Here is an 18,105-nt window from a genome sequence, read left to right on the forward strand (position 1 = left end):
ACCGGTCGGCGCCGTGGGCCGGCCGGCGCGCGCGGAGGCCGGCCGGGGTGCGGGCCGGGTCCCGTGCGGTCGGGTGTGTCTTGTGCGGACCGGTGGAGCCGTGCGGTCCGGGGCGATCCGCGGCCTGGTGCGACGTGTGGCCCGGTGTACCCGGGCCGGCGAAGGCCGCTGAGCCGTGTTCGACGCCGGCCGGTGACAACCGGTGACAGCCGGGGTGACCGAGCCGGCGGGGCCGCGTGTGTGGTCCCGTCCGGCCGGCCGCCCCGGCGCCCGTGAGAAGGGCCGGGGCGTCGAGGGCCGCCGGGGGAACTACGGCCGCCTGCCTCGCAGGGTCGAGCCGATGTGGGCCGCCGCTGTCGACAAGTGGCGGCGGATGTCGCCGAGTTGGTCCTCCGTGACACCGTGGTCGCGGGACGCGTCGCGGATGTCGTCACGGAAGCGGTCCAGCAGACGGTCCAGGTCCCGGGCGGGGTTGCCCGTGGAGTCCTCGTGCGCCCAGGCCGGTTCGTACTCGGCCGGGAAGTCCTCCGGCGTGGTCGAGTACTCCGGATCCACGGGCGCTCCGGACGGCGTGCGGCCGAAGCCGAACTCCTTGCCGAGGTCCTTCCCCAGGTCCTTGCCGAAGTTCTTCCCGAAGTCGCCGAACTCCTTGGCCAGTTCGGTCAGCCCCTCGCGCACACCCGTCGGCCAGTCCCCGCGCGCGAAGTGGTCCTGGACCTGGTCCTGGACGTGCTTGGCCATGCGCTGCATCTCCTCCTGGGCCTGCGCGCGGGCCTTCTCCTGGGCCTCCTTGGCCTGGCGGCGGGCGCGCTGCGCCTCGTCGCGGGCGCGACGGCTCTCGTCCTTCGCGCGGCGGGCCTGTTCCTTCCACTCCTGACGGACGCGCCGCATCTCCTCCTTCGCCGCCCGCCACGACTCCCGGTCCTGGAAGTCGTCGGGGCCGCCGGACCCGCCCGCCGGATCGTCCTGCTGTCCCGGCCGGGCGCCGGCCCTGGAGCCGTGGCGTGCCTCCGTGGCCGCCGCCCGCATCTCGCGGCGCAGGTCACCGGCGGCGCCCCGGACGTCCGCGCGGATCTCCGCCGCGAGCTCCGCGACCGACTCGCGGATCTCCAGCTCCAGATCGGCCAACTCGCCGCTGCGGTCGGCCAGTTCGGCGCGGCCCGCGTCGGTGATCGCGTACACCTTGCGGCCGCCCTCGGAGGTGTGCGTGACGAGTCCCTCGGCCTCCAGCTTCGCCAGCCGGGGGTAGACGGTGCCCGCCGAGGGCGCGTACAGGCCCTGGAAGCGCTCCTCCAGGAGGCGGATCACCTCGTAGCCGTGGCGCGGGGCCTCGTCCAGCAGCTTGAGGAGGTACAGGCGCAGTCGGCCGTGGGCGAAGACGGGGGCCATGTCAGAGCACCTTCTTGTCGGTCGAGGAGTCGGCCGGCCGGCCCTCGGTGGCATCGTCGCCCGGCGTGCCGCTCGCTGTGCCGTCAGCGGTGTCCGTCGCGGAGTGGTCGTCGTCGGCGGCGGTGTCCGTCGCCGTGTCGTCAATGGTGGCGGTCGCGGAGTCGTCCGTGGTGTCGTCCGCCGAGCCGCCCGTCGCGTTGCCCGCGGTGCCGCCCGCAGTGGTGTCCGGGGTGGTGTCCGCGGTCGTTTCCGGGCCGGCCGAAGGCGCCGCGTCCCGCGGTTGGGGGACCTCCTCGTACGGCTCGTCCTCCGTCGGGGGCCTGCGCAGCAGGGCGATCGAGCCCGAGACGGTCATGGCCCTCAGCCTGCCGTTGCCCGCGCCGAGGCGGCCGGTGATCTTCTTGGCGCCCCACTGGCCGTTGACCCGCAGATCCTCGAACGTGCTGGAGACGCTGCCGCTCGCGGTGTTCGCCTCCACCTCGGCGTCCGCGGGATGGGGGAGCCGGATGGCGATCTCGCCCGAGACGTTCGACAGCCGGACGTCGGTCGGCGTGCCCGTGGCGTCGAGGTCCACGATCATCGAGCCGCTCACCGACTCGGCCCGCACGGAGGTGCCGGAACCCTCGACGACGGTCAGGTCCCCGGAGACCGAGTTGAAGTGGAGGTCGCCGGTGACGGCCTGGGCCTCCAGGTTCCCCGAGACGGTCTCCACGCGCACGGGGCCGGAGACGCGGACGAGCGTGGTGTCGCCGGTGACGCCCTTCACCTGGACCCGTCCGTCCGTCCCCGAGACCACGGCGGCGGCGCCGACCACGCCCACCTCGACGTGCGTGTGCGTCGGGACGGCGAGCGAGACGACGGCCGCGCGGCGCCAGCCCTTGCGGTCGAGCCACTTAAGGAAGCCCTTCCAGGGAAGGTCCTCGTAGGCCACCGTGAGCGTGCCGCCCTCCTGGGTCACCTGGAGCGGGGGGCCGTCGAGCTCCGACACCTCCAGCCGGGCGGAACCCTCGTCGGTCCCCACGACGTTCACTGTTCCGTTGACGATGCGCACGTGCAGCGTCTGCACTGGGCCGTCGAAGGAGAGCTTCTTCGGCTCTGTCACGGACCACTCGGACATGGTGCAGACCTCCTCGAACGGACCGGACCCTCGCATGAGTCCGAGCTCGACACGCCATATCGCGTCTCTCGTATTCACGATATATCGCGGATATCGAAAGTCAAGACACCCGTTCTGGGGATCATTGGTGCATCGAAGCGGGCAATTCGCCCTAAAGTAGGGCTATGTCGACTCCCTCCGGCGCGTCCAGGGACGACCGTCCGGCCCCCGGCGCCCTGCTGCTGTGCCGGGCCCGTCCGGAGTCGGTCGGTCCCGCCGTCCACCTGTTGCGCGAACGGATGCTGCTCGCCGGGGCGGGCCCCGACTGGAGCGTGCTGGTCCCCGAGGGCAAGCCCTGGCAGGAGGGCGCGGAACCCGTCGACCGCGTGCTCACCGGCTGGGCCGCGGCGCTCGCCGTCGGCGCGCCCTGGCCCGTCCTCGCGCTGTGGTGGGACACCGACCGCAGCGGGTTCACCCTGGCCTCGGGCTTCCGCCGCACCGTGGGCTACGAATGGCTGGCGAACGGCACCCCGGTCGGCGAGGACGAGGCGATGCGCACCTTCGCCGCCCGTCTGGGGCTCGATCCGGTGCTCGACATACAGGTGCTGGAGCCGTTGACGCGGCCCGACCCGGCGGCCGACGCCCACGCGCGCGTGAGCGGGCTGCTCGCCGTCCTCACGCGCGCGGGGGTGCTGCTTCCCGCCGGGATCGACCCCGGGGAACCCGTGGAACGGCTCCGGGACGCGGTACGGAGCCGGCCGGACGCCGAGCAGATCGAGTGGACCGGCTGGCGGGCCGCCGTGGGCGCCGAACTCGACGTCGTGGAGAGCGGCGGTCTCGGACCCTGGCTGCGGGGCCCGAGGGCCCGCACCCTCGCCGCGGCCCAGCTCGTCGTCGGCCTCCCGCTCACGGCCTGGGGGATCCGGCGCCACAGCGGCGGCTGGATCGTCGCCGGCGCGGTCCTGACGCTCCGCGGTGCCCTCGGCCTGGCGTACGACCACCTGCGCGCCTACGACTGACCGTCCTCGCGCGGGAGCGGTGCCCCGGGCCCGCGCTCGCTCCTACTCGTCGTCCTCGTCCTCGTCGTCCAGTCGGGCCAGCCAGGTCGCCAGCCGCTCCACCGGTACCTCGAAGTCCGGGTTGAGGTCGACGAACGTACGCAACTGCTCGGCGAGCCACTCGAAGGTGACCTCTTCCTCGCCGCGCCGCTTCTCTAGTTCCTCGATGCCGCGGTCGGTGAAGTACATGGATGGTGCTCCGTCGGTGAAAGGGAAGTGGAACGCTGGGAAAAGGATAGGCGGGGTCAGGGGGCCGGTGGAGGGCCTCTGTCGTGCGCGGGCCCCGGCCGCTAGCCTGCAAGGTCGGCTCGAACCACGGGGGCGTGGGGGAACGGGGGATGCCATGAGCGACGCGGTGACGCGCATCGCACGGATCGAGATGCCCGACGGAACACCGGTGTGGGCCCGGATATCGGGGGCCGACGAACTGGAGGATCCCGGCGGCGAGCTGTCGCTGACGGACGTCGGCTTCGCGGAGCGCGTCGAGGCGCAGGTCGAGAGCCTGCACGCGGTGATCACCGGTGTCGCCCGCTCGCTCGCCGCCCCGCTGCGCGCGGTGCGGCCCGACGAGGTCAGCGTCGAGTTCGGCATCGAGCTGACGGCGAAGGCCGGCAAGGTGGTCGGGCTGCTCGCGGACGGCGAGGCCAAGGCGGGCATCACCGTGACGCTCACCTGGAACGGCGCTCCCCCCGACCTGGAAGGGAACGGGGCCGCCGCCCCACCCGCCGGTCCACCCGGCCGGGGAGGGGGCGGGGCCGCCGTCCCGAACGCGAGGCCACCCGGCCCGGAAGGGCACCGGGCCGCCCCGCACGCGGGCGCGTCTCCCGGCGCCCCGGCGCACGGTGGAGCCACCGACCCCTCCGGCGGGGGCGGAGCATGACGGACGGGCACGCCCCGGGCGCACCGGGCGGCCCCGGAAACGCTCACCGTGCGCTGCGTGATCTCGTCATGGCCGCCACCGTGCGCATCCATCGCGCAGGCCCCGGGTATGCCCTCGACGAACCCGGCACGTTCCTCGGGAGCGGCTTCTTCATCGCTCCGAACTGGGTTCTGACCTGCGCACATGTGGTCCGGAGCGGAGAGGGGGACGAGGTGCGGGTGGTGTACGAGAGGGGGCCGGGCCGCGGTACGTCCGCGGTCGCCGGCGAGGTCGCGACGGTCCTCCCGGACCGCGCTGGGCTTCCGGCGCGCGGCACCTGGCCGTCCCCCGACCTCGCCCTGGTACGGCTGCGCGAGCCGGTGGACCACGACTGCGCGTACGTCACCGAACGCCCGGCCGCCTACTACGAGGAGGGCGTCGTCCTGTACTCCGGCTGGTCCGTGGTCGGCGGGGAGCTGCGCCGGCTGAGCGGCACCTGCACGGTCCAGGGCACGCTCGGCGGCTGGTCCGACGACGAGCAGATCCGCCTCGGCGGCGACGTGCTGCCGCCCGGCGTCTCGGGCGGGCCGGTCGTCGACCCCGTACGCGGTGAGGTCGTCGGAGTCCTGAAGTCGCGCACGGACCGGGGGCTCGGCGGCACCTGCACGGGGGTGGAGCAGTTACGGTCCCTGCCGGTGCCGGCCGAGGAGCCGGCCGCCGAGCACGACGATCCGTACCACGCCGTCTTCCACGCCCACGACCGCTACCACCGGGACCGGCAGCGCCACCCGGACACCGATCGCAGCACCTGGGCCGACGTCCAGAACCAGCTCGGCGCCCGGCCCGGCCGCGCCCTGAGCCCCGAGGAGCGGACCCAGCTGCTCGGCAGGCTCGCCGATCTGCCGCCGCCGGCCAGCACCCGCGCCCTGCTCGGCCTGCTCGAATCCCTCCTGGGCGACCAGGCGGCGATCCCGCATCCGGCTCCGCGCGGCTGGCGCGACGGACTCGGGGCGCTGTACGAGAGCTCGCGCCAGGACGCCGCCCTCGACCTCGTCCTCGACTACGCCATGCGGGCGATGTCCGCCGAACGCCCCTTCGTCACACCGGGCACCCGGGCCGCCGAACGGGCGCTGTGGGAGTGGGTGCGGCAGACCGCCGAGGGCCGTCCGGGCCCCGCGTACCGGCGCCGCCTCGGCCAGCAGTGGATCGAACGGCTCCAGTTGGCGCCCCGTGGCCCCTCGGCGGCGGAAGCAGAGGCGGCGCACGGCACCGCGCACGGCGCCGGCCGTGCGCCCCGTCTCTTCGTCCTGCTCGAACTGGAGCAGCTGGGCTGGGAGCCGGGCCGCTGCGACTGGCACGTCTCGGTGGGCCGGCCGACCGGCGAGGTCGTGCGACTGCGTGACGGCGAACGCGCCCCGCTGGAGGAGTTGCCGGCCGTTCTCGCACCGGCCCTGACGGAAGCCTTCCGCCAGTGCGACGAACCCGGACGGCCCGCCGACCTCCAGGTGGCGCTGCCCCATCTGCTGCTCGGACTCGACGTCGACACCTGGCAGTTCGGACCGGACGAAGTGCCGCTCGGCGCCCACCGGCCCGTCGTCGTGCGCTGCGCCGACCGGGAACAGCTTCCCGAGCCCGCCGACGCGGCCGCCCGGGCCGGAAAGACGCTTCCCGCCGACGAGGAGCGGCGCGAGCGGGAGGCCCGCTGGCGGTGGATCCACGAGCACGGCGCACAGGCCGAAGTCCTCGACTGCGAGGACGGGTTGCGGGTACCCGTACCGGCGGCGGAGTCGTTGCGCGGCCTGCCGCACAAGACCGTTCCCGTGCTCTGCCGCTACGGCGACCACCGGTTCGAGGACGACCCGGTCGCGCTCGTGCGGATCGTGCACGGCGGATACGGCGTCGCCCTGTGGCGGCGCTGGCGGGGGCAGTCCGAGGCGGTCTGCGGCGAGTTCCACCGAAGAGCCGGCGACACGGTGGCGGGCGCGGGCGGTGCGGACCGCCTTCCCGAACTGGTGCACGCCCTGCGGGCCGGGCTGCGCGAGGGCCGGCCGGAGACCTACTGGGCCCACGGGATCGCCCTGTTCTACGACGACCCGCGCCGGCCCCTGCCCGGGACCGGGGACCTGCTGGAGGCGCCATGACCGCATCGCTCGACCCGCTGTCGCGCGACGCTCGAAGCAGGCGGAGCGGGCTGCCGCGAGCCCCTCTTGGGGCCTTACGAGGCCCTCCGCGGGTCGATACGGTGAGGCGACGATCGACGGCTGCCGGGGTGGACGAGTGACGACGAGGACTGGGCAATGACCGATTCCAGCGAGTGGCTCATCTACCGAGGCGCAGGCGAACCCCACGACGGCCTGAACCGGCTTCCGGCCCCACCGCCGTGGCGCGACTTCGCGAGCCGGGACGCCGCCGGGAGCGACGGTGACGGCTCCGAGGACCGCAGGCTGGGCGCCTACCGGCATCTGGCCGAACTGCACCGGCCCGGCGCCGAGGAACTCGAAATGATCAACGCGGCGCTCTATCTGCGCCGGCCCCTGCTGGTCACCGGCAGCCCCGGCGCGGGCAAGAGCACGCTCGCGCACTCGGTGGCGTACGAACTCGGCCTCGGCAACGTCCTGCGCTGGCCGATCGTCAGCCGCTCCACCCTGCGGGACGGCCTCTACCACTACGACGCGATCGCCCGGCTCCAGGACGTGCAGCTCGCCGCGCCGCACGGTGGCGACCCGGCCGCGACCGGCGCCCCCGGTTCCGTCGAGGGCATCGGCAGCTACATCCGGCTCGGCCCGCTCGGCACCGCTCTGCTGCCCTCCGAGACCCCGCGCGTGCTGCTCATCGACGAGCTGGACAAGAGCGACATCGACCTGCCCAACGACCTCCTGAACGTCCTGGAGGAGGGCGAGTTCGCGATTCCCGAGCTGGAACGCGTCGCCGACCGCCTGCCCGACGGCGAGGCCGCGGTGCTCACCGACGACGGCACCAAGGCGCGGGTGCGCGACGGCCGGGTGCGCTGCCACGCCTTCCCCTTCGTGGTCCTCACCAGCAACGGCGAACGCGACTTCCCCGCCCCGCTCATGCGCCGCTGCATCCACCTCGAACTGGGCCGCCCGGACCACAAGCGGCTCGCCACCTTCGTACGCGCCCACCTGGGCGACGAGGCCGCGCGGGCCGGGGACGATCTGATCACCCACTTCCTTGAGCGCTCGCGCAGCGAACTCGTCGCGGCCGACCAGCTGTTGAACGCCATCTACCTCACCGACGCCGCGGCCCCGCCCAGCCGGGACCGGCTCGCGGACCTGCTCATCCAGCGACTCGACCGCCCGAGGTGACGCGCTGATGACCGGCGGCGACCCGATCGCCGAACTCATCGCCCGGATACGGCAGGCCGGGCTGGATCCCGATGCCCGCCAACTGGCCGACGCCCTGTGGCTGGCACGCTGGTCGCGCCCCACGGACCGGCCCGGGAACGAGTGGGGGAGCGCGCCGGCGTCCGGTCACCAGGGAGCGGCCGAGGACCCCGCCGCCGGACGCCGGGACACGCGGCGGGAGGAACGGCCACCGTCCGGCGGCCGGCCCGCACCGGCCCTGCGGGACACGGAGGCGGACCGGCGCGTCGCGCTGTACCCGGTGCCGCGCGACGGCGCGCCGCGCGGCTACGGGCAGGGCCGGTCGGCGGTGCTGCCGGTCGGCGTACCCGCCGCGCCCGCGTTCCCCTCCCCCCTCGAACTCCAGCGCGCATTGCGCCCGTTGCAGGGCTACCGAACCGCGGCACCGCCCCTGCGCGAAGTCCTCGACGAGACCGAGACCGCCGAACGCACCGCCCGGGCCGGCGGATTGGTCCTGCCGGTGTTCCGCGGGGTGACCCGGGCCGACGCCACCCTCCAGCTCGTCATGGACGCCTCCTCGTCCATGCGCGTGTGGGACCGGATGTTCGCCGAACTGGAACAGGTCTTCAGCGGGCTCGGCGCCTTCCGGGACATCCAGGTCAGCCACCTCCACCAGGGCCCGGACGGAGAACCCGCCGTCAGCCGCAGCCCCGAGCCCGGCGCGGCCCCCCTGCACTCCGCCGACCGGCTGAGCGACCCGACAGGCCGCCGCGTCACCCTCCTCGTCAGCGACTGTGCCGGCCCCCTGTGGCACAGCGGCCACGCCCACCGGCTCCTGCACCACCTGTCCCGGCTCGGCCCCGCCGCCGTGCTCCAGCCGCTGCCGCAGCGCATGTGGAACCGCACCCGGCTTCCGGTGTCGTACGGCGAACTGACCCGCGGCGAAGCCCTCGCGGGCGCCGCCACACTCAAGGTCCGGCTGCCCGCCGGCACCCCGCCCGAAGCACGCGACGGCGCGCTCCCCGTGCCCGTCCTGCCGCCCGAGCCCGCCGCGCTCGGCGCCTGGGCCCGCCTGCTGTCCGGAGCCGGCGCGGGACCCGTGGCCGGCGCCGTCGGCTGGGTGCGCAGGCACCACGAGCCCGCCCGGAGCACCCGGCCCGGACGCCGGATGTCCGGGCTCGAGCTGGTCAGCCGGTTCCGCTCCAACGCCTCCAAGGCCGCCGGACGACTGGCCGGCTATCTGGCCGCAGCCCCGCTCAGCCTCCCCGTGATGCAACTCGTCCAGCGCACCATGCTCCCCGACTCCGGGCCCGCCGAACTGGCCGAGGTCCTGCTCAGCGGCCTGGTCTCACGCGCCAGGACCGAGGAGTACGGCGCGGACGGCACCCAGTGGTACGAGTTCGTGCCCGGCGCCCAGGAAGCCCTGCTGTCCCCGCTGGGCCTCGACGAGGCCATGCTCGTGCTCAAGCACTGCTCCGAATACATCGAGCACCGCTTCGGCAAGGGAGGCCCCAACTTCCCCGCCCTGGCGCTCGCACAGCTCGGCGAGGGCGGCTCCGGACCGCCGTTCTCGCCCGGCGCCGGATATCCGGGCGAGAACGGCGACAACGGCGGCGCCACCCTCGTACCCCAGCCCTTCGCCGAGGTCGCCGCACGGGTACTGGAGCGATTCATGCCGCTGCCGGAACACTTCGCCACCTACGCGCCGACCCGCGGCCCCGACGGCCCGCCCGACCAGCGGCCCACCCACCCCGCCGTGCTCAGGGCCCGCTCACTGGCCGGCCAGTTCGGCAGCGACGGCATGGTGCAGGACCTCATCGACGCCGTCCAGCTCCTGCGCGGCGCGACCGAACACGAACCGGTCCCCGGCGCCGACCCGGAACTGTGGGCCGAGTACGCCAACTGCGTACTGCTGCTGTGGGAGGTACAGGGCGGCGCGGACCTGCTGCGCGAGGCGGAGGCCGCCGCCGAACGCGCCGTCGCGCACCCCCGCGCCCTGCGCGAGAGGGCCAGCCTGGCCAGGGTGCTGCACGCGGCCGCCACCGACCGCAGGCGGCGCGGCGACCGGCGCGGCGCGCTCGACCTGCTGCAACGCGCCGACCGCGAGTACGCGGTGGCCTGCGCCGCGCCCGACCTGGACGCCACCGAGGCCCTGCGGCTCACCCTGGAGCGGGTCCGGGCGCTGGAGGCGCAGTGGCGACTCGGCGGCGACAGCGCGCTCCTCCAGGGCGCCGTCGGCATGCTGGAGGCGTTCGCCGACGTCTGGCCCGACCGGCGCAGCCGCCCCTCCGGGCTCCCGCTCGCCCACGGCCGCGTCCTGCTGCGCCTGTCGGGCGCCACGGCCGACCACGAACAGGCCAGGCTGTACGCGGAACAGGGCGCGCGCTCCCTGCGCGCCGCCCTGGAAACCGGCCCCGAGGACACGCCCGCCGCCGGTGAGTCCTCACGCGTCCGCATCCTCCTCGATCTCGTCGACGCGCTCCTGAGGTCCGGCGGCGCGCTGGACGACGCCCGCGACCACGTCGAGGAGGCGCTCGCCCTCACCCGCGAACAGGGGCTGCGCTCCGCCCTGCTGGTACGCGCCGGGCGCATCCACGTCGCCCGGTACGCCGACACGGGCGACCCGCGCGAACTCCAGGACGCCGCCGCGCGGTTCGAGCAGGCCTCCCGCGGAGTGCCCCGGGACGCCCCCGCGCACGCGGACGTCCTCGCCGAATGGGGCGAGGCCTTGCTGCGGCACGCCGTGCCGGACCACGGACGCGCCCCGAGCGAATCGCTGTACCGGGCCATCCGCGTGCTGCGGGACTGCCGCACCGAGACACCGGCGGGCAGCACCGAACTCGCACACCGCCTGCTGCTGCTCGGCCGCGCGCTGATGCTGCGCTACCGCGCCCGCGGCGACCGGGTCGACCTGCGGGAGGCCGAGCACCTTTTCGGCCTCGCGGCACTGGAGGACGGCCCACCGCTCACCACCGCCCGCTGCTGGCTGGAGCTCGGACAGGCCCAGATCGAGGCGTACCAGAGCCTCGGCCGCAAGGCGCGGCTCGACGAGGCCGTCGACGCCTTCCGGGCCGCGGCCGAGTCGGCCCGCGAGGCCGAGGAGGAGGCGGAGACGGAGCGCACGCGCCAGGAGGCCGTGGAACTGGCCGCTCGGGCACAGCACTGGCGGGGTATGTCCTACGAAGCGGCGGCGCGTCCGCGTGCCGCGCGCGAGGCCTACCGGGCCGCCCGGACCGAGTGGTCCCGGCTGCCGGACGGTGTCGCTAGCACGGGCGAGCCGACGGCCCGGCAGACGGCACAGCGGCTGGCCGAGCTGGAGTGAGGAGCGCCTGCCGGCGGCCGCCGGGGCGGAGTCAGGGAAGCCGAGGGAGAAGACATGGGCGCACGCGACGACGTACCGGACGGCGCACGGGACCGCGAAGCGACGGGGGACCGACCGCCGTGGTCACCGCTCCCGACACCGGGTCCGGAACGGCCGGCGGACCCCGAAGCCGCCTGGGACGACCTGGCCGGAACAGCGGACACGGCGGACCTGGCGGACCCGGCCGGAACACCGGGCACGCCGGACCCGGCCCGGACACCGGACCCGGCGGACCTCCCCGTCCTTGACCTGCTGGACCTCGACCTCGCGGAGCTGCGGACGCTCCAGCACCCGGTACTGACCGAGGTGCTGGCCGATCTGCGAGCCCGCTCCGGAGAGCCGAGCGAGATCCTGTGGGGATTCAACAACGCTTTCTGACGGCTGACCTGACCTGACCTGACCCGACCCGATCGGTCCAGGGATCGCTCGCTCCGCACCCCACGGCCGGGGCCGGAGCCGGCCGAGGGCGCCGCGTCCCGGGCGCCCCGGCCGCCCGAGCTCTTCCACCGCTGGTCGAACACGTTGGAACACCGTCGGCCGAACACGTCGTGAGGCCGCCTCGCGCGAGCGGTTTTCCGCCTCACTTCCGGCCCGCCGTGCGGTTGAACCGGACAAGTTCGGACGTCCGGTGTTTGTGACCGGTGCGTGGCCGGGAATGTCGCCCGGTACGGGCAGGGGGCCGTGGCGCGGTTCGCGGCGTGGGATCGAGCGGCCGTACACCTTGGGGGTGCCGGGCCGTACACCATGGGGGTGCCGGAGTGTCTGCAGAGGCGACCTCCCCGGCACCGATTCCGGTCACCGTGACCCCGGCTCCGACACCGATTCCGGTCACCGCGACCCGGGCACAGCACCCCGAACGGCCCTCGCGTGCCGGTCCCGCAGCCGAACCGCCTTTCCCCTTCCGGCAGTTCATCGTCAAGATGCACGGCCGCTGCAACCTCGCCTGCCGCTACTGCTACCTCTACGAAGGCCCCGACCGCGGCTGGCGCGACCGTCCCGCCGCAGCTCCGCCCGGCGTCCTGGAGCGGACCGCGCTGAGGATCGGCGAACACGCCCGCGCCCACGGCATGACGGCTGTGTCCCTGGTCCTGCACGGCGGTGAACCCCTGCTGGCCGGCGTGAGCACCCTCGTCCGGTTCACCGGTCTCGTACGCGACCGGGTCCCGGACGACTGCACCGTGCACGCCACCGTCCAGACCAACGCCACCCTGCTCACCGAGCGGCGGCTCGCCGTCCTGGCCGGGCACGGCATCCGCGTCGGCATCAGCCTGGACGGCGGCCTGCCCGAGCACAACACGCTGCGCACCGACCACGCCGGCCGCCCGTCCTGGCCCGCGGCCGCACGCGGCGCCCGCCTGATCGCCGAACGCCATCCGGAGGCGTACGCCGGGATCCTCACGGTCGTGGACCCCACCACGGACCCGGTCGAGCTGTACGAGTCACTGCTCTCGCTGCGGCCGCCGGCCCTCGACCTGCTGCTCCCGCACGGCAACTGGTCCGCGCCGCCACCCCACCGGGAGGGCCCGGGAACTCCCTACGGCGACTGGCTGTGCGCCGTCTTCGACCGCTGGTGGCGGGCCGGGCGACGCGAGACGCGGGTACGGCTCTTCGAGGAGTGCGTCGCGCTGCTCCTCGGGCTGCCCGCCGCCACCGAGTCCCTCGGCCTCGCGCCCTTCGACGCCGTCGTCGTCGAGACGGACGGCTCCATCGAGCAGGTCGACTCCCTCAAGTCCTGTTACGAGGGGGCGGCCAGGACCGGCCTCGACGTCTTCCGGAACGGTTTCGACCAGGCACTGCGCCACCCCGGCGTCGCGGCCCGGCAGGCGGGCGCCGCCTCGCTGGCCGCGGCCTGCCGGGCCTGCCCCCTGCTCACCGTGTGCGGCGGCGGACACTACGCGCATCGATACCGGGCCGGACACGGCTTCACCAACCCGTCGGTGTACTGCGCCGACCTCCAGCGCCTCATCCGCCACGTCGCGCGGAGGATGGCGGGGGCGGTCGCCGTTCCCGCCGTGCCCGGTGTCCCCGCCGGATCAGCCGTTTACCCCGTGCCTGCCGGGACGGCCGTTCCCCCCGTCCCTGCCGCGCCGGTCTCTTCGCCCGGGCCGGCCGTTTCCCCCGCGCCCGTCGTACGCGCGCCCGTCGCACCCGCCGCCCTCGAAGGAGACGTCCTGTGATCCTGCCCGCGGTCCCGGAACGGGCCGTGGACGAACTCGGCCGCACCGAAGGCGGCCCCGAGACCCTCGGGCTCCTCGTCCGCGACCAGCACACCCGACGGCTGCTCCTGCTCCGCGCGGTCCTCGACGCGGCCGGGTCGGCCGGCCCGGACGTCTGTCCCGCGGCCGCGCTGACCCGGCTGCGCGAGGACTGGTCCCTGCTGGAGGAGGCCGAACGACTGGAGCCGTACGGGCCCGGCGGCCCCTTTCCGGTGTCCGAGGGGGACGCGGCCTCCGGGAACCGGCCGCCGCCGTCCCCCGTGCGAGCCCTCCTGCTCCACCCGTTCATCGGCCCCTGGGCCAGGGACCTCCTGCGCACCCTGGGTGCCGGAACGGACCCGCTCCCCGCCCGGGACGCCCGTGAACAGGGCCGTGCGCTCTCCCGCTTCGGGGCACTCGCCGCCGTCGCGGCCGCGCGGGCCGGGGTGTCCTACGCGGTACGGCTGACGGCCCACGACGGCGTGCTGGCGCTGCCCTCGCTCGGCGCGCTGCGCACGGGCGGTTCCGGTTCCGGGGACACGGAGGTGGCCGTCGTGCACCGGCGCGGGCGGCTGACGTTCCGGGTACGCGGCGAGGCGGACGTGGTCGTCCGCCCGCAGAGCGGTGCCGGCGCCTGGTCGGAGGCCGCCGCCTGGACACCGGCGTACACGCTGCCCGGTCTGGTGCCGGGCTCCGCCGCCGTACCGCTGGACGACCTCGACCCGTATCGCACGGCCCGCGGCGGACCCCGCCCGGACACCCTGAGCGGCCCGGCCGTCCTCGACGAAGCCGACCGCAAGCACTGGCTGCACACCTGGTCGGGCACCGCCGCGGCCCTCGGGACGGGCGGCGAACGCCGGCTCGCGGAATCGGTGACCCTGCTGCGCTGTCTGGTCCCGCTGGCCGCCCCGCCCGGCTCGGTACCGGGCGGGGCGGGCGGAAGCTGCAGCGGTACCCGGCGCGAGGCCTTCGGCGCGGTCCTCAGCAGCGCGCCGGCGACGGCGACCGCCTTCGCGGCCACCCTCGTCCACGAGATCCAGCACACCAAACTCGCCGCGCTCAGCGACATGATGACGCTCCATCACGCGAGCCCGGCGCCACGCCACTTCGCACCCTGGCGCCCCGATCCGCGCCCGTACGACGGCCTGTTGCAGGGCGCCTACTCCCACCTCGCGCTGGCGGACTTCTTCCAGCGCGGCGCGCTCGCCGCCACGCTCCCCACCCTCCGGGACGCCGCCTGGACGCAGCACGCGCGCTATCAGGCACAGGTCGGGGCCGTCCTGCCGGCGCTCGTCGGATCGGGTGATCTCACCGTGCGGGGACGCAAGTTCGTCGACCGCATGGTCGAGGTGCACGAACGGCTCGCCGAGCAGCCGCCGCCCCGCGGACACGCGGCGCGCGCGACGGCGTACGTCCAGGCCGCCCGGGCACTGTGGAACCGGCGTCACGCACCGGGCGAATGAACCGCGCATCCCGAGGCGGGCGCGGAGCGTACCGACCGAGTCGTGCGAGGCCCGCCGAACGCGCCCCGCGCGCCCGTCGAACGCCTCACGCCCCGCCCCGATTGAGCCATCCTCGCCGAAAGCCGCGGGTTCCCGGACACGGGAGGCCCAGTGCGCCAAGATCGTCGCTGAACACCTTTGAAACCGAACCGTGGAGCAAGCGACTGGTGTGCGTCGGCGCCCTATCGCCGACCCTCGCGGCGGTTCTAAAATCACGCGCGGGGAGGCCGCTGCATGTCTGGAGCTCGTACGCCGGTCGGGCCAGCCGAAAGGGGGTCCGCGAAGCAGACCGTCACCATCAGCTTCGCCGGTTTCAACCGGGCCTGGGCGGCCTGGATCGGGGACCGTCTGGAGCGGCGTGGACATCGCGTGGTGTACCAGCGCTGGGACTCCCCGGCCGAGGTGCCCCTCGTCGACCTGCTGCGCGACCTGACCCTGGCCAAGGGCCGCATCCTGATCGTCGTCAGTGAGTGGTACTTCCAGCTCGGCCCGCGTACCCACGAGGAGTGGAACGCCGCGCTGCGCGAGGTCGTCGCGCCCGACCCGTCCCGCTTCGCGGCCGTCTCCGTCACCAACAGCACGCTGCCGACGGCCACCACCGTGCTCAGCGCGGTCGACCTGAACAACATGGGCGCCGACGAAGCCGAGCGCCGCGTTCTCGAACGCCTCGACCTGCCCTCCGAACCTCTTCCCGAGTCCGTCGAAGGCGCCCGGCGCGGCCCCCGCTTCCCGGCCGCCATGCCCGAGGTCTGGGGCGGAGTGCCGCGTCGCAACACCCGCTTCACCGGCCGCGAGCCGCTCCTGAACGACGCCTACCACCTGCTCCAGGGCGCCGAGGCGGGCGCGGGCGTGGTCACGCTGCACGGCATGTCCGGGGTCGGCAAGACCCAGCTCGCCGCCGAGTACGTCTACCGCTTCGGCTCCGAGTACGACGTGGTCTGGTGGGTCAACGCCGAGAAACGGGTCACCTACCGGCGCCGACTGGCCGAACTCGCCCCGCAGTTGGGCCTGTCGACCGGGGCGGAGTACGGCGAACGGCTGCGCGCCGTACGCGACTCGCTGCGCCGGGGCGCCCCGTACTCCCGCTGGCTGCTGATCCTGGACGGCGCGGACGAGCCCGACCAGATCTACGACCTCGTCCCCACCGGGCCCGGCCACGTCCTGATCACCTCGCGCAACCCCGAGTGGAGCGAGCACAACAGCAAACTGCTGGAGGTGCCGGTCTACGCCCGCGACGAGTCCGTCGCCTTCATCCGCCGCCGCGCACCCCGCCTGACCGAACCCGAGGCCGACCAACTGGCCGAAGCCCTGGAGGACCTGCCCCTCCTGCTGGACCAGACGGCCGGCTGGCTCAACGACTCGGACCTGTCCGTCCAGGAGTACATCGCCCTGCTGGACGGGGGCATCGACCAGGACGTCGTCAAGATCTCCGCCGACTTCCCGGTCGCCTTCCAGACCGCCTGGTCGATACTGCTGAACAAACTCCGCGACACCGTCCCGGAGTCCGTCGACCTGCTCCGCCTGTGCACCTTCTTCGCACCGGGGTTCATCCCCGTGCGCCTGCTGAAGGAGATGCCGCACGACCAACTGCCGGAACAGATCGCGGGACTGCTCAACGATCCGCTGCTGTGGAACAAGGCCATCAACCAGCTCCGCCAGTACTCCGTCGTCCGCCTGGAGTCCCACGAGGCGGCCGGCGACGAGGCGGCCTCCTCCGGCGAGTCCCTGTACCTGCACCGCATGGTCCACCAGATCGTCCGCAAGGACATGCCCGACGGGGACCGCCGCGAGTTCATCGACGTGGTCCGCCGAGCCCTGGCGGCAGCGGACCCGAGGCGCCCGACGGACACCCGGCTGTGGCCGGGGTACGCCGAGATCGTCCCGCACCTGAAGTACGCGGACGTGCTGCAGAGCAAGGACCCGGCGGTACAGACCCTGGTGTTCAACTGCCTGCGGTATATGTACATTTCAGGTGAATACCAGTCGGGCATCACCCTCGGTGAGCGCGCCATGGATGCCTGGCGGACCCTGCTGGGCGAGAACCACCCGCGGGTCTGGGAGCTGACGCACCACTACGCCAACCTGCTGCGCGCCGTCGGTGACTACCAGCACACCGAAGCGATCGAACGTGCCGCCGTCGAGCACCTGCGCGAGGAACGCGGTCCGCAGGACCTGGAACACCTCCGCGCCGCCACCGGCCTGGCCGCCGACCTGCGCGGCCTGGCCCGCTACGACGAGGCCCTGGAACTCTCCCAGTGGATCTTCACGGCCTACAGCGACCTCCTGGGCGACGCCGACTCCCGCACCCTGGGCGCCCGGAACAACCTGGCGGTGTCCCTGCGGCTGCTCGGCCACTACGGAGCGGCGTTGGACATCGACCGGCAGACGCTGGAATCACGCCGACAGCTGCTGCGGGCCCGGCATCCGTGGACGTTGTCCTCCGAACTCCACTACGCCGTAGACCTCCGCCTGCTCGGCCGCTATACCGAGGCCGAGTCGATCCAGGCCAAGAACGTGCATGAGTACCGTCTCGTGATGGGGCCCGATGCTCCGCAGACCCTTGAAGCCGAGCACAACCTCGCTCTGTGTCTGTATCGCACCGGGGACCGTGTGACGGCGGGCACCCTGCTCACCCGGGTGCTGGAGCGTTGCGAGCGTGCCCTCGGCGAATCGGATCCGCAGACGCTGAGGTTCGCCGCGTCCACCAGCTGTTTCATCCGTGAGCACGGCGACATCGACCAGGCGCGGGAGATCGGCGAATCCGTCGTCGCCCGGTACGAGGTGATGCTCGCCGAGGGGCACCCCTACATCGCCGGGGTCCGCGCCAACCACGCCTCGGTCCTGCGCAACGTCGGCGAACGGGACCAGGCCCACGTCGTCATCGAGCAGGCGCTGGCCGACATGAAGGCGGCCCTGGGAGAGCGCCATCCTTGGACGCTGGGCTGCGCGATCAACGCCTCCGCCCTGCGCAACCTGGTGGGCGACCCGGAGCGGGCCGCCGCGCTCAGCCAGGAGACGGTCACCCGGGCCACGGAGAGCCTCGGCCGCACCCACCCGCTGACGCTCTCCGCCCGCATCGCCCTCGCCGCCGACCTACGGGCTCTGCGGGACGGCCGTCAGGCGGAGAAGGTCGAGCAGGAGGCCCTCTCCGATCTGGACTCCACACTCGGCCCCCGGCACGTCCACACCATCTCCGCCCGCTCCCGCAACCGTCCTTACTGGGACTTCGAACCGCTGGAGACATGACCGGCCATGTCGATCCCCGGCACGCATAACCACCGGTGTGCCGGGGAATGACCCAGTTCTCGCTCAACGACCATGC

At 73.9% G+C, this 18,105-nt stretch carries 12 protein-coding genes; 9 read left to right on the forward strand and 3 right to left on the reverse strand.

The window, feature by feature from the left end; all coding sequences use genetic code 11:
• Nucleotides 1-309: 309 nt before the first annotated feature.
• Nucleotides 310-1,389 carry a helix-turn-helix transcriptional regulator gene (locus ACFYW9_RS01535; RefSeq protein ID WP_351859289.1) on the reverse strand — a complete coding sequence of 360 codons (1,080 nt, stop codon included), beginning with the start codon at nucleotides 1,387-1,389 and terminating at the stop codon, nucleotides 310-312.
• Between the two features lies 1 nt (nucleotide 1,390).
• Nucleotides 1,391-2,506 (reverse strand): DUF4097 domain-containing protein, encoded by a 1,116-nt coding sequence (locus ACFYW9_RS01540; protein ID WP_389143162.1) that lies wholly within the window; start codon nucleotides 2,504-2,506, stop codon nucleotides 1,391-1,393.
• Nucleotides 2,507-2,670: 164 nt separating this feature from the next.
• Between ACFYW9_RS01540 and ACFYW9_RS01545 the strand changes: the two genes are divergently transcribed.
• On the forward strand, nucleotides 2,671-3,504 hold the full coding sequence (locus tag ACFYW9_RS01545; RefSeq protein WP_389143165.1) for a hypothetical protein: 834 nt from the start codon (nucleotides 2,671-2,673) through the stop codon (nucleotides 3,502-3,504).
• Between the two features lie 42 nt (nucleotides 3,505-3,546).
• On the opposite strand, the gene ACFYW9_RS01550 is transcribed toward ACFYW9_RS01545, so the two are convergent.
• Nucleotides 3,547-3,732: a DUF6104 family protein gene (locus ACFYW9_RS01550; RefSeq protein WP_007266501.1), complete on the reverse strand. Its 186-nt coding sequence runs from the start codon at nucleotides 3,730-3,732 to the stop codon at nucleotides 3,547-3,549.
• A gap of 154 nt (nucleotides 3,733-3,886) precedes the next feature.
• On the opposite strand from ACFYW9_RS01550, the gene ACFYW9_RS01555 reads away from it, so the two are divergent.
• The 8 genes from ACFYW9_RS01555 to fxsT all read left to right on the forward strand — a co-directional run bounded on the left by ACFYW9_RS01555 (nucleotide 3,887) and on the right by fxsT (nucleotide 18,029).
• Nucleotides 3,887-4,423 (forward strand): CU044_2847 family protein, encoded by a 537-nt coding sequence (locus tag ACFYW9_RS01555; protein ID WP_389143168.1) that lies wholly within the window; start codon nucleotides 3,887-3,889, stop codon nucleotides 4,421-4,423.
• On the forward strand, nucleotides 4,420-6,543 hold the full coding sequence (locus ACFYW9_RS01560; protein ID WP_389143171.1) for a trypsin-like peptidase domain-containing protein: 2,124 nt from the start codon (nucleotides 4,420-4,422) through the stop codon (nucleotides 6,541-6,543). The genes ACFYW9_RS01555 and ACFYW9_RS01560 overlap by 4 nt, the downstream gene beginning before the upstream one ends.
• A gap of 156 nt (nucleotides 6,544-6,699) precedes the next feature.
• Nucleotides 6,700-7,728: an AAA family ATPase gene (locus tag ACFYW9_RS01565; protein ID WP_389143174.1), complete on the forward strand. Its 1,029-nt coding sequence runs from the start codon at nucleotides 6,700-6,702 to the stop codon at nucleotides 7,726-7,728.
• 7 nt (nucleotides 7,729-7,735) lie between these two features.
• Nucleotides 7,736-11,047 carry an SAV_2336 N-terminal domain-related protein gene (locus tag ACFYW9_RS01570; protein WP_389143177.1) on the forward strand — a complete coding sequence of 1,104 codons (3,312 nt, stop codon included), beginning with the start codon at nucleotides 7,736-7,738 and terminating at the stop codon, nucleotides 11,045-11,047.
• 54 nt (nucleotides 11,048-11,101) lie between these two features.
• Nucleotides 11,102-11,464 (forward strand): FxSxx-COOH cyclophane-containing RiPP peptide, encoded by a 363-nt coding sequence (fxsA, locus tag ACFYW9_RS01575; protein ID WP_389143180.1) that lies wholly within the window; start codon nucleotides 11,102-11,104, stop codon nucleotides 11,462-11,464.
• A gap of 542 nt (nucleotides 11,465-12,006) precedes the next feature.
• On the forward strand, nucleotides 12,007-13,263 hold the full coding sequence (locus ACFYW9_RS01580; protein ID WP_389143579.1) for an FxsB family cyclophane-forming radical SAM/SPASM peptide maturase: 1,257 nt from the start codon (nucleotides 12,007-12,009) through the stop codon (nucleotides 13,261-13,263).
• Nucleotides 13,263-14,744, forward strand: a complete 1,482-nt coding sequence (locus ACFYW9_RS01585) for an aKG-HExxH-type peptide beta-hydroxylase (protein ID WP_389143582.1) — start codon at nucleotides 13,263-13,265, stop codon at nucleotides 14,742-14,744. Before ACFYW9_RS01580 ends, ACFYW9_RS01585 begins: the two co-directional genes overlap by 1 nt.
• Nucleotides 14,745-15,017: 273 nt before the next feature.
• A complete protein-coding gene (gene fxsT / locus ACFYW9_RS01590; RefSeq protein ID WP_389143183.1) occupies nucleotides 15,018-18,029 on the forward strand; it encodes an FxSxx-COOH system tetratricopeptide repeat protein in 3,012 nt (1,003 codons plus the stop codon).
• Nucleotides 18,030-18,105: the final 76 nt, after the last annotated feature.

The organism is Streptomyces sp. NPDC002698 (assembly GCF_042888945.1).
GTDB lineage: Bacteria > Actinomycetota > Actinomycetes > Streptomycetales > Streptomycetaceae > Streptomyces.

Coding starts and splice junctions, on each gene's coding strand:
- ACFYW9_RS01570 (WP_389143177.1), top strand. CDS start 7,736: ATGACCGGCGGCGACCCGATCGCCGAACTCATCGCCCGGATACGGCAG.
- ACFYW9_RS01550 (WP_007266501.1), bottom strand. CDS start 3,732: ATGTACTTCACCGACCGCGGCATCGAGGAACTAGAGAAGCGGCGCGGC.
- ACFYW9_RS01540 (WP_389143162.1), bottom strand. CDS start 2,506: ATGTCCGAGTGGTCCGTGACAGAGCCGAAGAAGCTCTCCTTCGACGGC.
- ACFYW9_RS01555 (WP_389143168.1), top strand. CDS start 3,887: ATGAGCGACGCGGTGACGCGCATCGCACGGATCGAGATGCCCGACGGA.
- fxsT (WP_389143183.1), top strand. CDS start 15,018: ATGTCTGGAGCTCGTACGCCGGTCGGGCCAGCCGAAAGGGGGTCCGCG.
- ACFYW9_RS01560 (WP_389143171.1), top strand. CDS start 4,420: ATGACGGACGGGCACGCCCCGGGCGCACCGGGCGGCCCCGGAAACGCT.
- ACFYW9_RS01545 (WP_389143165.1), top strand. CDS start 2,671: ATGTCGACTCCCTCCGGCGCGTCCAGGGACGACCGTCCGGCCCCCGGC.
- ACFYW9_RS01580 (WP_389143579.1), top strand. CDS start 12,007: ATGCACGGCCGCTGCAACCTCGCCTGCCGCTACTGCTACCTCTACGAA.
- ACFYW9_RS01535 (WP_351859289.1), bottom strand. CDS start 1,389: ATGGCCCCCGTCTTCGCCCACGGCCGACTGCGCCTGTACCTCCTCAAG.
- fxsA (WP_389143180.1), top strand. CDS start 11,102: ATGGGCGCACGCGACGACGTACCGGACGGCGCACGGGACCGCGAAGCG.
- ACFYW9_RS01565 (WP_389143174.1), top strand. CDS start 6,700: ATGACCGATTCCAGCGAGTGGCTCATCTACCGAGGCGCAGGCGAACCC.